12 protein-coding genes are annotated in these 13,629 nt (G+C 57.5%); 6 read left to right on the top strand and 6 right to left on the bottom strand.

Annotation, left to right across the window (positions count from 1 at the left end):
- The first annotated feature begins 63 nt into the window (after nt 1-63).
- Nucleotides 64-696 (top strand): NAD(P)H-dependent oxidoreductase, encoded by a 633-nt coding sequence (locus QO005_RS07605; protein WP_307157389.1) that lies wholly within the window; start codon nt 64-66, stop codon nt 694-696.
- A 153-nt stretch (nt 697-849) separates the two neighbouring features.
- Here the strand turns inward: QO005_RS07605 and QO005_RS07600 are convergent, their stop codons facing one another.
- From QO005_RS07600 to QO005_RS07580, 5 genes are all read right to left on the bottom strand, one after another.
- Entirely contained in the window at nt 850-1,446 is a 597-nt protein-coding gene (locus tag QO005_RS07600; RefSeq protein ID WP_307157388.1) for a LysE family translocator, read from the bottom strand.
- A 550-nt stretch (nt 1,447-1,996) separates the two neighbouring features.
- Entirely contained in the window at nt 1,997-2,995 is a 999-nt protein-coding gene (locus QO005_RS07595) for a TauD/TfdA family dioxygenase (RefSeq protein WP_307157387.1), read from the bottom strand.
- A gap of 10 nt (nt 2,996-3,005) precedes the next feature.
- Nucleotides 3,006-4,031, bottom strand: coding sequence for an amino acid--tRNA ligase-related protein (locus QO005_RS07590; RefSeq protein ID WP_307157386.1), 1,026 nt, complete (start codon nt 4,029-4,031; stop codon nt 3,006-3,008).
- A 403-nt stretch (nt 4,032-4,434) separates the two neighbouring features.
- Nucleotides 4,435-5,448 carry a hypothetical protein gene (locus QO005_RS07585; protein WP_307157385.1) on the bottom strand — a complete coding sequence of 338 codons (1,014 nt, stop codon included), beginning with the start codon at nt 5,446-5,448 and terminating at the stop codon, nt 4,435-4,437.
- A 61-nt stretch (nt 5,449-5,509) separates the two neighbouring features.
- Nucleotides 5,510-6,985 (bottom strand): MDR family MFS transporter, encoded by a 1,476-nt coding sequence (locus QO005_RS07580; RefSeq protein WP_307157417.1) that lies wholly within the window; start codon nt 6,983-6,985, stop codon nt 5,510-5,512.
- 217 nt (nt 6,986-7,202) lie between these two features.
- Here QO005_RS07580 and QO005_RS07575 point away from each other — a divergent pair, with 217 nt between their 5' ends.
- Complete coding sequence (locus tag QO005_RS07575; RefSeq protein ID WP_307157384.1) at nt 7,203-7,778, top strand: MarR family winged helix-turn-helix transcriptional regulator; 576 nt, start codon at nt 7,203-7,205, stop codon at nt 7,776-7,778.
- A gap of 180 nt (nt 7,779-7,958) precedes the next feature.
- Here the strand turns inward: QO005_RS07575 and QO005_RS07570 are convergent, their stop codons facing one another.
- Nucleotides 7,959-9,350: an NAD-dependent succinate-semialdehyde dehydrogenase gene (locus QO005_RS07570; RefSeq protein WP_307157383.1), complete on the bottom strand. Its 1,392-nt coding sequence runs from the start codon at nt 9,348-9,350 to the stop codon at nt 7,959-7,961.
- A gap of 358 nt (nt 9,351-9,708) precedes the next feature.
- On the opposite strand from QO005_RS07570, the gene ggt reads away from it, so the two are divergent.
- From ggt to QO005_RS07550, 4 genes are all read left to right on the top strand, one after another.
- Entirely contained in the window at nt 9,709-11,460 is a 1,752-nt protein-coding gene (gene ggt, locus QO005_RS07565; protein ID WP_307157382.1) for a gamma-glutamyltransferase, read from the top strand.
- Nucleotides 11,461-11,602: 142 nt separating this feature from the next.
- Nucleotides 11,603-12,259 (top strand): glutathione S-transferase family protein, encoded by a 657-nt coding sequence (locus QO005_RS07560; protein WP_307157381.1) that lies wholly within the window; start codon nt 11,603-11,605, stop codon nt 12,257-12,259.
- Nucleotides 12,256-12,774, top strand: coding sequence for a GNAT family N-acetyltransferase (locus QO005_RS07555; RefSeq protein ID WP_307157380.1), 519 nt, complete (start codon nt 12,256-12,258; stop codon nt 12,772-12,774). The genes QO005_RS07560 and QO005_RS07555 overlap by 4 nt, the downstream gene beginning before the upstream one ends.
- Entirely contained in the window at nt 12,774-13,613 is an 840-nt protein-coding gene (locus QO005_RS07550; protein WP_307157379.1) for a GNAT family N-acetyltransferase, read from the top strand. Before QO005_RS07555 ends, QO005_RS07550 begins: the two co-directional genes overlap by 1 nt.
- Nucleotides 13,614-13,629 lie beyond the last annotated feature (16 nt).

Genomic DNA, 13,629 nt, shown 5'->3' with positions numbered 1-13,629 from the left:
GCTCTTCAACGGTCGCATGCCTAAATCCAGCGCGTTCTTCAAAATTGTGGAAAGGCATGTTTCGTGCTTCTTGAGAAATTGAACTGGCGCTACGCCACCAAGAAAATGGACCCGGCCAAGTCTGTGCCGGAAGACAAGGTGGAGCGCATTGTCGAGGCCGCGCGGCTTGCCCCCACCTCCAGCGGCCTACAGCCGTTTCAGGTGCTGGTGGTGACCAACAAGGAGATCCGCGAGAAGATCCGTCCGGTCGCCTGGGATCAGGCGCAGATCACCGATTGCTCGCATCTCCTCGTCTTCGCCGCCTGGGATAACTACACGGTCGAGCGCATCAACATGATGTTCGACCTCGTCAATGACGAGCGCGGCTTCAAGAACGAAGGCTGGGAAGCCTATCGCCAGAAGCTGCTGGCCGCCTATCCGAACCGTCCGGCGGAGCAGAACTTCGAACACGCCGCCCGCCAGAGCTATATCGCGCTTGGCCTTGCCTGCGCCGCCGCAGCCTTCGAAGGTGTGGACGCGACGCCAATGGAAGGCTTCGACCCGGCAGCCGTCGACGAAATCCTCGGGCTGCGTGAAAAGGGCCTGCGCTCCGTCACCATCCTGCCGCTCGGCTACCGCGCCGCGGAAGGCGACTGGCTGGTGAACCTCAAGAAGGTTCGCCGCTCGCGCGACAACTTTGTTATCGATGTGAAGTAAGTCTAAAGCATTTCCAGGAAAAATGTCATCGCGGATTTCCTGGAAATGCTCTAAAGCACGTTTCGGCTTATCAGCCTCATGCAACGTGCTTTACGTTCTTGTTTTTACGCATTTCCGGACGGAAAACCGGATTCCACTTTTCCTGGAAATGCTTTAATGAGCGGCGAATCCGGCGACCAGGACAAGACACAGCGCTGAAAGATATTTAAAAAGCTTACTATCGGCCCCAGCACTTTTCAAAAAGAATTCGCGCGTCAGGCCGGATGTCAGCACTGTCAGCAGATCGAAGACAAAAGCGATCACCACAAAAATCACAGCCAGACGCGAGGCCTGAAGGAAGTAACCTTCTTCAGGATGAATGAAAGCAGGCAAAAAGGCCGCGAAGAACAAGGTAACTTTGGGATTCAACAGAGAAACAATCACACCCTGGACAAAATATTGTTTCTTCGGGATGTCCGACTGCTGATTTCCGCCGCCGGAACGAAGCGTCTTCCAAGCGAGATAGAGCAGATAGGCTGCTCCGATATACTTGATGATGTAAAGCGAAGCTGGAAAGGCGGCGAACAGAAGCGACAGGCCAAAAGCAGACGCCAGCGCATTGCCAAGCGCGCCAACAGCAATGCCCGACGCCGAAAGAACCCCCGCCCCAAAGCCACCCTCGACCGTGCGCGACAGAATATAGATGACCGCAGGCCCTGGTATGGCAACGATAGCAAGACAAGCAAGAACATAAATCCAGAGATCTGCCATTTTATAATTTCCCCTACACCAAAAATCAGTATTTTAAGCATAAAATTTCAATTATTATTTTAAAACATGAATTATAATAAAAAAATAAATAAATTTTCACCCAATATTCTATGCAAATTCCGCTATTATTTCTTTGATGATAGCCCTAAACACTTACATCTTAAAATTGGCGCACGCAACCGAAGATACATGCCGAAATCTCCTGGATGCACAGAAGAATTGAGCCGTTCGCGGATTGTGTCGCTCTTCCCGATTCTTTGATGGGGAACCCATTTAAGTTGAAAACCATATCCAGCAACTTTTGAGAGCGTACCGGAAGCGCTGCAACGCGCCCATACCAAGAGTCATTGAGATGACCCTTCGTATTTCATTTCGAATATCTTAAGCCTTTGATGCATTCGAGATCTTTTCACTGCGAGGATGCGTCAGCATCTTCGAGGCTTGGTGCAGAGCGTGCCCGTGGAATCCCTGTTCACCGGACACGCTCTAAGTTTTTGTTTTTACGCATTTCCTGACGGAAAACCGCGACTACACTGTTCCTGGAAATGCTCTAGATGGCAAAGTCCCGCTCGTGGAAACGCAATTCGCTCAGACGTTTGAAATCCTGGGTGACGTTAATCTTTTTCAGCCAGCGGTCGGAACCATCATATCGGGCCTGAAAGGAGCGACGTCCATGGACAGCACGATGGTTATCGACAATTAACAAATCGCCCTGATCGATTACCACGTCGCGCTGGCTCCGCTCGATACGCTCCACGAGACGTTGATATGCTGCTACAGATTTGTCTTGTGAATCAATAGGCTTCATGAATTGCGGATCAATGCGTATGTAGGGTTCCTTCAAATTCCCGAAAAGAACACTTTCAGCCGAGGGGTCGCTTAACATTGCCTGCATTTTCGCATGAGCAATTCGTCCGGCTTCCGTTGCCGCATGTGCAAGATGGCTCGCATGATCGGGATCAGGAATGAATACAAAGTTCTTGCTGAACAAGGCCTCCATGTCTTCCTTTTCCGTTTCGGGCGGAAGGCAAGCCACTGTCGTTGCCGCTTTTTGAGGATTGCGCATGCCAAACAACAGGATAAAGTCAGGTCGATATTCGGAAAATGCATCTTCCGTATGCCAAACCAGTTCCTCTTTGCTGCCAGAGCCCAACTGTGAAAACTCAGCCATTTTCATGGGAACAATATTCTGCGTAAGATGCCCCCCTTGCTGACTCGCGAACGAAAAGGGCGTCCCGAGACGACTGGCAATCAATGCAAGATAAATGTCCTCCCGCATGATGGGCCGGTTGGGATCAGGACGCGTTGTAAGAGGCGTTGAACCGATAACGGCGTCGTCGACCGGGAAGCCCGATATCTGTATCGCTGGCCCTAGAACTTCGGCTCGATAGTCGGCCAGCAAACGACGAATGGAAAGAGGCAACTCCTCACAGGCACGCCGAACGATTCGATGAAGTTCATTTTCATCGCGGACGGTTTTTTGGATCGAAGCGATGAGTTCCTCTATTGCCTCACGCTCATCGGCGTTCAGATCATAAATCTGATGCATAAAACCACCCTCACTTCATGCCTGGAATAATACGATTGGGACCGTGATCGTGCGGCTGCACGAAATCGAGAACGGTTCGCGAGCCGGAAATGAACCGAAGAAGCCGCTCAAACCCAATGCCGAATCCTGCTGTTTGAATTTTTCGGTTCCGTTTCCATTCTGCATGACCATGGGTGAGCGTGTTTTCCGGCTCTCCCAGATTGCTCAGCGACTGCGCCAGGATGGCTTCCCCGGTTTTGGGGCGAATACCTCCGGTTGCCAGTTCGCCATAGCCAAACGGCAGCATGAGATCATACGTATCGTAATTGCCTTCGGAATTTTCATGATACACAGCATCGCGGACGCCCTTCGGATAGTTATGTATCCAGAAGGGACGGTCGAATTTCTTGCTCAACCCCTGATCTTCTTCAAAAGTGAGATCTGTCTCACGGCCTTTTTCAGCACCGACAAGCTCCAACGCCTCGGCAAAGGTGATACGTGGAAAGTCACCCTTACAAATAGCAGCGATGTGATTCGGCGCATCAACTGTATTAATGTCGATTAAATCATTCGCCTTGGAAGACAAATAGGTTGCTATTCCAACCAATATATCCTCTCCAGCCCTCATCACCTCTTCCATTGACTCGGTCTTCAATTCAACTTCGATTTGAAAGAACGTATTGAGATGCTTCCGTGAAGAAGCCTCGCCCTTCTGAAGAAGACGTACGCACGGCGCGAGACAATAAACTTTTCCAAGAAATTCCGTCGCCTGCTGCTTCTCAAAGTTATGACTAACAGGAAGGTAGTAGGATTCCTTCCCCGTAACTGTTACTTGCCTTTCAATATTGCCGGTATCAATCCTTTTGACATCCGGGCGCAGACGATCGCCAATAACCGCATAGGAGTGGAACGCTCCTGGTTCCAGCTCACTGGACAGGATGGCTGGCACGATTTCATGAAATCCATGATCGTCCATGACCGTGCGAACAGCAGACAGTGTAACCGCTGTCCAGCCATAGGTTTGAGCATTTGAAAAGCTTCTCTTCTGATCAATCAATTTTATGTCTCCCTCAAAACGCTGAGGCTCGCCTCTTAGTGTCGGCTCTCAATTTTTACAACTTTTAATATTTATAAAAATTTAAAACTATCATAGGCTGTTTTTATGCCACCAAAATATGGTCGCCCGCGCTCCTTTTGCGGAACATCCGCAAACCCGGAGCTCAGTCGAAGAAAAATGTGCAACGGCTTTACGGTCAGACCTCTTTAAAAACAAAGAGTAAAGACATCTCGCGGTTCATTAGCCGCACGCAAAATGCTGTAATCCTATTATACCAAGGCTCGAAGATGCTCACGCATTCTCGCCTTGAAGGCATTTCGAATATCTCAATTGCGTCAGAGGCTTGAGATATTCGAAAAAGGAATAAGAAGAGTCATTTTCAATGATTCTTCTTATTCCGCTGTCAGGATCGACAATCCGCCAACGCCGTGACCGGGGCATTGACGATCAGCAGGCCGAAGGAGGGATAGAGCGGGGTCAGCACCGCCGTCACATCCGGAGCAACCACCCAGACCTGACGATCCTTGCTGCTGCAGGCTGCGTGGCGGGCGCCGAAGGCGGCTTCCAGCGCTTCATCGGTTTTGCTGAAACCCTTCAGGTCGTTATCGCCGGTGTTTAGAAACAGCCTGGACGGTTTGCCGAACATCGGCACGCCGCAGAGACGCAGGCTGGCGGAGAGCATGCCGATACCGCCCAGTTTTTCCGGCATCATGATGTCCAGCACCGCCGAACATTGATCGACATCCTGCCTGTTTGGCTCGCCATAGGGCTTCAGCCATTCGGCCATGGCCCTGGCGTCCGCCCAGGGCGGCGGTTCGGTTTTGATGCGTTGAAACAGCGCCGTCAGCGCCGCCTTGTCCACCAGCGCATTGGGGGGCGCGGCGTTGACCGTGCAATTGGCATCGGGAGGGTTGGAGGCCAGCAGGGTCAACTGCGCGATGGCCTCGCTCTCATAGACCTCCAGCCGCCACGAAAGCGAACGCATGGACGGCAAGGCCCAATTGGCACGATTGTCGTCGCTACAGGCGGGATCGGCGGGGCCGAAGCGCTGGACGAGCTGCTGCCTGAGTGCGTCGGCTTCCGCGCGGTTGTGCAGTCTGACCTCGATCAGCGTGCCATGGACATCCCCATGGATCATCGGCAGCACATAGACCAGCCCCGGAACATTGCCGGTGAGCTGATGCAGGGTTGAGGTTTCCTCCGGCGGGGAAACGAGCCCAGCGAAATGGGCCATCAAAACAGCCTCATCCCCCAGCGACTTTTCCGTATCGCCAAGCTTTTCGATGATTCTGGCGCCGTCCTGAGCGGAGAGAAAGCCGGGGTCAGGCGGCTGCTGAGCCCATGCCGCCGCAAAACCCGACAGGAGCAGGAATAACCATGCGGCAAGCCAGGCAATCAGGCGTGATGATGGAGCCATGCGAACTTTCGGCGAAAACCCTTATCTGTCCAAGTTAACACGGCCCCGTTATCGCGGCAAATCACTCTGCCAGCACCGCCTCCGGTTTAGTGCCGCGCGCCGTCGGCAATTGCACATTTTTCACGCAGCAGGCGGCGATGAAGCCGCAGGCGATCATCAGCGACATGGAGATGAAGACCGGGCCGAAGGCGTGGGCGTAGGTTTCGGCCACCAATGCCCGGGTTTGCGGGGAAAGCGCCGCCATGGCCGTGGGGGTAAGCTCCTCAATATTGCCGATGCCGGGAATGGCGGCGGCGCCATGGTTCATGAAAGCGCCGAGCACCGCGCCATAGATGGAGATGGCGATGGAAGCGCCACCCATGCGCGTCAATGTCACCGTTCCTGTGGCGGCCCCGACATCGCGCGGATTGGCGGCATTCTGCACGCCGATCACCGGCACCTGCTGGCCGATGCCGACGCTGATGCCATGCGCCAGCATGAGGAAGGTGATGAAGACAAGCGGCGTGCCGACAGGCAACTGGCTGAAGATGGCGAAGGCGATGCAGCTGCCCGCGCCGCTGATCATGCCGAAAATCTTGTAACGACCGGAACGGGCAATCAGCCGGCCGCTGGTGAGCGAGCCGATGGCAATGCCGCCGGTGGTGGCAATGAACAGCAGGCCCGCGCCCGTCGGTGAAAGGCCGGTGGTGGTTTGCAGGTAAAGCGCCACATAATTCACCGAGCCGATGCCGACGGCGCCGCTGGCGAGCGACACGATCAGCAGCAGCGGAATGGTGGGATTGGCAAACAGCCCGAGCGGCACCACCGGTTCGGCCACACGGCCTTCCACCTTGACCCAGAGAAAAGCGGCAAGCGCGCCGAAGGCGATGACGGCCAGGCTTTCCGGGGCAACCAGCGAGCCGAAGATCTGGGCGCTGTCAGCCCAGAAGACGAGGCTGGTGACCGCCATGGCCAGCAGTGCGGCACCGGCATAATCGATCTTCGGGCGGCGATGCGGCTTGCGATAAGGCAGAAACAGCGCGAGACCCGTGAGCACGATGATGCCGATCGGCAGGTTGACGAGAAAGATCGAGCGCCAGCCGAAGGCTTCGCTGAGGGTGCCGCCGAGAATGGGGCCGACCGCGCCGGAGGCCATCAGCACCAGGCTGGAATAGCTTTGATAGCGGGCGCGCACGCGCGGCTCGAACAGATCGGCATTGACGGAAAAGATCGACACCATGATGCCGCCGCCGCCCAGCCCCTGCAGCACGCGGGCGGCAATCAGCGTATTCATGGACACCGCCAGCCCGCAGACGAGCGAGCCGACGGTGAAGATGAAGATCGCCGCCATCATCACATATTTACGACCGAACAGATCGCCCAGCTTGCCGTAAAGCGGCATGACGGCGCTGGTGGCCAGAAGATAGGCCGAACCCACCCAGCCGAAGCGTTCCAGCTGGCCGAACTCGCCGACGATGGTGGGAAGGGCTGTGGAGACGATCTGGTTATCCAGCGTGGCCATGAACAGCGCCGCCATCAGGAAGCTGAACAGCACCATGCGCAGGCGCGGATCCGGCACCAGCGACTGGAAGCCGTCAGACGGGGGAGGATTGATGCCAGCAGCGGAGGCTGACCGGGGGGCGGGAGCTTGATCCATGAAATATCGCTTTATTCGGGTTGCGCTGAGGATGACGCGCCAGCAATTCAATGTCAACAGCACATATTTGCGAAAGTCATGCATTTTCATCAGGGCAAAGCTGTGCTAGAGACAAAGCATGACCCAACAGAACATGCAGAAGAGCTTTTCGCCCTTAACGCAGGCGGCTGAGACAGCGGATGCGCCGCAATCGCCTGATCGCGTAGAATTGATCGGCCGCATCGCCAGCGATATGGCGCGGCTTCGCCAGATGATGGGGCGGCGCTTCGTCTCGCGCATTGCGCTTGGTCGCCTTCAAGAGGGTCATGGGCTTGAGCTTTCGCATTTCGACGTGGTCACCTTCGTCGCGCGCCATCAGCGGGCAGCGCCCGTGACGGTAGGCATGATCGGCGAACAGATGCGCATCGACCCCTCCCGTGCCAGCCGGGTGGTGAGCGAACTGGTGAAGCGCGGCATTCTGCGCCGCGAGGCCTGCCAGGAAGATGCCCGCCGCACCATCGTGCGGCTGAGTGCCGAAGGACAGTCCCTTGCCGACTATTTCACATCGGTTCGCCAGGAAATTGTCATGCGGATACTGGAGGATTGGGAGGAGGCTGATCTTCAGCTCTTCGAACCCTTGTTCGACCGTTTTGTTGCCGGCCTTGAAAGCCGCATGACCACTTTGGCAGACGCGGAAACGGGTATGAAGGAATAAGGGCGGCCCCTCCGACAAACCCAGGTTCATCGGACAGACCGCCCTTTGATTTCACGCAATGTTCGAGGCAAGCCGCTAACACTTTTGCGCGACATGCCATCTTCCATCGCATGTCGCTATCGCAAAACCGCTAACACTTTTGCGCGACATGCTTGAGGTACAGCCCCCTTCACGCCATGCTCAGAAGCGGGCATCGATATCGACGATGTCGATCAGCTTGTGATTGACGAATTCCTTCAACCCCAGCCCCAGCAGTTCGCGGCCATAGCCGGAACGGCGAATGCCGCCGAAGGGCAGGTCCGCCTCCACCTTGGTGGGATGGTTGACGAAGACCATGCCGGTGGAAATGCGCTTTGCGACCTCCGCCCCGTGGCGCGGATTGCCGGTGAAGACGGAGCCGCCAAGGCCGAAGGGTGAGTCATTGGCGATGCGGATGGCATCTTCCTCGTCACGGGCGCGAAACAGCATGGAGACGGGGCCAAAGAATTCCCAGTAGCGGGCCGGATTGTCGTCTGCCAGTTCCGTCAGGATGGTGGGCTGAACGAAAGCGCCGCGATTGGGCACGGGCGGCCCCACTTCTTCGGCATGGGCGCCCAGCGCCACCGCCTCGCGGATCTTGTCGCGAATGTCATCGGCGGCCTTTTGGGAGGAAAGCGGCGCAAGCGTGGTGGCGGCGTCGAAGGGATCACCGGCGACCAGCGCCGCCACGCCATGCCGATAGCGGTTCAGGAATTCGTCATAGACCTCATCCACGATAATCATGCGCTTGGACGACACGCAGACCTGACCGCCATTCCAGTGCCGTCCGAACACCGCCCACTTCACCGTTTTCGCCAGATCGGCATCGGCCAGCACGATGAAAGCATCGGAGCCGCCCAGTTCCATGGTGGATTTCTTCAGCGCCCTGCCCGCCTGAGCGGCCACCACGGCACCGGCATCCTCCGAGCCGGTGAGCGCCACGCCATGCACGCGCGGATCATTGATGATCATTTCCACCTGCGCCCGCGTGGCATAGAGATTGGTGAAAGCACCGTCCGGCAAGCCGGCCTGTCGCATCAGCCTTTCAAAATTCGCCGCGCATTGCGGCACATTGCTGGCATGTTTCAAAAGCAGCGTATTGCCCGCCGAAAGCTGCGGGGCCAGAATTCGGGCAATCTGATAATAGGGAAAATTCCAGGGCTCGATGGCCAGCAGCACGCCCAGCGGCTCAGCCACCAGCACGGCCTCGCCCTCGGCCGGGTCCGCCACCGGCAGCCTTTCCGGTTGCAGCAGTTTTTCAGCATATTTCACGTAGTATTCGAGGATTTTTGCCGAGAGCTCCACCTCGGCCCGCGCTTCCGAAATCAGCTTGCCCATTTCCAGCGTCAACAGCCGGGCATGGTCATCGGCATTCTGCCGCAACAGATTGGCTGCCTTTTGCAGCACCGCTGCCCGCTCCGCAAAGGAGGTTTCCCGCCAGAACAGAAAGGCCCCATGGGCCGCCGTGATGGCATCCTTCACCTCGGCATCGGTCGCCTCGGGAAAATTCGCCAGAACTTCATTCGTATAGGGATTGATCGTCGCATAGGTCACAACACACTTCCTTCTGAATGGTTGGAGCAACTCGTCCAAGCCGCCTTATCCCCCTTGCGAGACCGATCTTAGGCCCCCTTGCCGCATCCACACTTGATCCAGATCAGGCTGGAAAACCGGTTCCCACTTTTCTCGGGACAATGCTTCTCCCAAACGCACTTCCAGACGGAAAACCGGTTCCCACTTTTCTCGGGACAATGCTTTTCCCGACGCATTTCCGGACGGAAAACCGGTTCCCACTTTTCTCAGGACAATGCTTTTCCCGACGCATTTCCGGACGGAAAACCGGTTCCCACTTTTCCTGGAAATGCTTATGCTCCCCCAGATTGCGTCTCGAAAAAATCTACCGGGGAATTTCATGGGTCTTTATACACGGCAGCTTATTGCCTCCTTCGCCGCCCTTTCTGTTCTTGCCGTCTCTCCCGCCTCCTTGTTTGCCGCCGTGCCCGCGCCGGTGGAAGGCAAGAACGGCATGGTGGTCACAGCCCAGCATCTGGCGACCGATGTGGGCGTGGAAGTTCTGAAAGCCGGTGGCAATGCCGTGGATGCGGCGGTGGCCGTGGCCTATACGCTGGCCGTGACCTACCCCACCGCCGGCAATATCGGCGGCGGCGGCTTCATGACGCTCCGGATGGCGGATGGCCGGACGGATTTTCTGGATTTTCGTGAGAAAGCCCCCCTTGCGGCCACCAAGACCATGTATCTCGATGACAAGGGCGAGATCGTGCCGCGCGCCAGCCTGGATGGCTATCTGGCTGTCGGAACGCCCGGCACGGTGAAGGGTCTGGAACTGGCGCGGGAAAAATACGGCAGCAAGGACCGCGCCACGCTGATGGCCCCGGCGATTGCCCTTGCCCGTGACGGCTTTACCCTGACTCAAGGCGATGCTTCCATCCTTGCGGGCGGCGCCAAACGGCTGGCGAAGGATCCGGAAGCGGCAAAAATCTTCCTGAAGAGTGACGGCACCCCCTATGGCGAAGGCGAGGTGCTGAAGCAGCCGGATCTGGCACGCGTGCTGGGCGAGATTTCCGCCAAGGGGCCGGATGCCTTCTACAAGGGCTTTGCGGCAGACTCCATCGTCAAGGCAAGCGAAGCGGGCAAGGGCATTCTGACCAAGGCTGATTTCGAGCAATATAAGGTGCGCGAATTCAAGCCGGTGGAGTGCGATTATCGCGGCTACCACATCATCTCCTCGCCACCGCCGTCTTCCGGCGGGGTGATCATCTGCGAAATCCTCAATATTCTCGAGGCCTATCCACTCGCAAGCCAGGGCTATGGCGCTGCCTCCACCGTGAGCCAGATGGCGGAAGCGATGCGCTATGCCTATGTGGACCGCAATGCCGCGCTGGGCGACCCGGATTTCGTGAAGAACCCGCTGCCGAAAATGCTGGACAAGGCCTATGCCGCCGAAATCCGCCAGAAGATAGATCCGGGCAAAGCCGGTAAATCCGCCGACCTCAAGCCCTTTGGCGGCAAGGAGAGCACCGAGACCACGCATTTTTCCATTCTCGACGGCAAGGGCAATGCGGTTTCGGTCACCTATACGTTGAACGGCTCCTTCGGCGCTGGCGTGGTGGCGCCCGGCACCGGCATTCTCCTGAACAACGAGATGGATGATTTCACCTCCAAGCCCGGCGTGCCCAATCTTTACGGGCTGGTGCAGGGCGAGGCCAATGCCATTGCTCCGCAGAAGACGCCGCTCTCCTCGATGAGCCCGACCATCATCACCCGTGACGGCAAGCCCTTCATGGTGATTGGCAGCCCCGGCGGGTCGCGCATCATCACCATCACGCTGGAAGCGATCCTGAATGTGGTGGATTTCGGCATGGATATTTCCATGGCCGTCAACGCGCCGCGCATTCACCACCAGTGGCAGCCTGACAAGATTTTCTATGAGCCCTACGCGCTTTCGCCCGATACGATCAAACTCCTGCAATCCATGGGCTATACGCTGGATGGCGGCAATGATGGCCCGGTCTGGGGCCAGGCTGCCGGCATTCTGGTGGGCGGCAAGAGCCTTGCCGAGATCGACAAGGCGGGAGCAAAGGCGACAGGCATGTTCGGCGCCATCGATGCCCGCGCCGTAGCAGGCTCCGCCAAGGGTTATTGATTGAAAATTAACGATCTTTTCCTGAAGCAGGCTCGGCGAACACCTGTTCGAAGAACCTGCTTCAGGAGTTTGTTTTACGCTCTTTTCATTTGAACAGAGCGCCGATAAGCTTCGATAAAAATCATTTCAAGGGAGTGTCCCCATGTTGAAGGTCTATGGCTGCTACAAGTCCCGCGCCACCCGCGTGCTCTGGCTGACGGAAGAGCTGGAACTGGCATTCGACCATGTGCCGGTTCTTCAGGCCAACAAGCTCCAGGATCCGAAGGCCGAGGGCGCGCCGATCAATACGCAATCGCCGGAGTTTCTGGCAGTCGCCCCCTTTGGCGGCATTCCGGTGATCGAGGATGACGGGCTGGTGCTGTTTGAATCGCTGGCCATCACGCTTTACCTCGCCAAGCAGTACAGCAATGGCAATCTGGGTCCGCAGGACCTGGAGGAAGACGGCCAGATGATGCAATGGGCGCTGTTTGCCGCCACCGAGATCGAAGCCAATGCGCTGAAGATTTCCAAGATCACCGCCGATGGCCGCCTGGACAGCGATGCCGGCAAGGCGGAAGCCGAAGTGGCCGCACGGCTCTTGAAGCGGCCCTTCGCAGCCCTTGAAAAACATCTTCTCAACCGCCTTTACATGGTGGGCGACCGCTTTACCGTGGCCGACATCAACACGGCGGAAATCGTGCGCTATGCCCAGGCCTACAAGCCGCTGATGGAGGCTTTCCCCGCTATTGCCGCCTGGCTGGAACGCTGCCAGAGCCGCCCCGCCTTCCAGGCGATGTGGGAAAAGCGGGCCGCAGAATGACAAGCCCCGTGAGCGCGGCACAGCCGGTGTTTCGGCTGGCGCCGCTTTCCCGGCACGACCGGTTTCGCGTCGAGCATCTGCAACTGCCGCCGCAGCAGCAGATGTTTGCCGGAACCATCGAGGCCGCCTTTGCCTCCGATGAGGCGGATGTGGATTTCCATATGGGGCTTGCCGGTGACGAGCCGGTCTGCTTTTTCAAGATCGACCGCGGCTATGCGGAAAGGCTGGCGGATTTCGATCTGGCGACGGCTGGCTTCGTGCCCGGCGATCTGGGCTTGAGAGCCATGATCGTCGGCAGCCAGTATCAGGGCAAGGGCTATGGCAAGGCGGCCATGGCGGCCCTGCCCGATCATCTGCGGCAGCATTATCCGGCCCACAATGCCTTTCTCACCGTCAACCTGAGAAATCCGGTGGCCATCGGCGTCTACAAAAAGGGCGGCTGGGAAGACACCGGCCAGCATTATCTCGGCGGCAAGGTCGGGCCGCAGCACCTGTTCCGGCTCAGGCTGCGGTAATGCGGTGGCTGCGGAGCGACCGGCACGGCGATCTTCCGCTCATTCTGGAGGCGTTGCGGCGGGACAGGCTTCGCAATGTCTCGGTGCTGAAATATCTCTTGGCCTTTCCGCAGAACAGCCTTGCCCTCCAGGTTCAGACGGCAGGGCGCGTCGCGACCGCCCTGCTTCTCGAACAGCGAGTGGTGGATTATGACCGGCAAGCCTATCCGACTGCCGAAACCATCATCTTCCTGCAAAGCGGCGATGCCGAACTGACCCGGCATTTGATGACGGCATTTCCGCAAGATCGGATCATCGTCTTCAAGCTGATGAGTACCGTGGACGAAGCAGTCCTTGCTGCCGGTTTTCCGCTGGAACGGCAGCGCGGCTATATGACCTATACCACCAGCAAGGCCCCCGACCTCCCCTCCTCTGCCCGGCTGGAAACAGCAGCAGACGGGCTGCCTTTCGACCTCTTTGCCGCCCAGGGCCACGCAGCGGGCTGGGTCCGCTGCATGGTGGAGACGGGCCGCGCCTTTGCCAGCGTTTACCGGGCAGCGGATGCACCGCTTGCCACCTGCCTTGCCTTTGAACTGGACGAGGGTTTGTGGGAAATCGGCGCGCTTTATACCGTACCGGACGCACGGGGCCGAGGGCTGGGGCGGCAGGTGGTGACCACCGCCCTTCGCACCATTCTCGAGGCAGGCCACATTCCTCGCTACCATGTGGAAGACAGCAACATGGCCTCGATGACTTTGGCGCAAGGTCTCGGGCTCAGCCGCGCTCAGGTGCTGACGCATTTTCTGAGCGTGCCGGGACGAGCACATCCGGTGACGACAGCCTCACCGGCTTCTCTTTGACATTTTGTTTTTAAGC

The organism is Allorhizobium paknamense, from assembly GCF_030815125.1.
GTDB lineage: Bacteria > Pseudomonadota > Alphaproteobacteria > Rhizobiales > Rhizobiaceae > Allorhizobium > Allorhizobium paknamense.
Note: the sequence above shows the minus strand (reverse complement) of the source record. Positions and strands in the feature narration are given on the sequence as shown.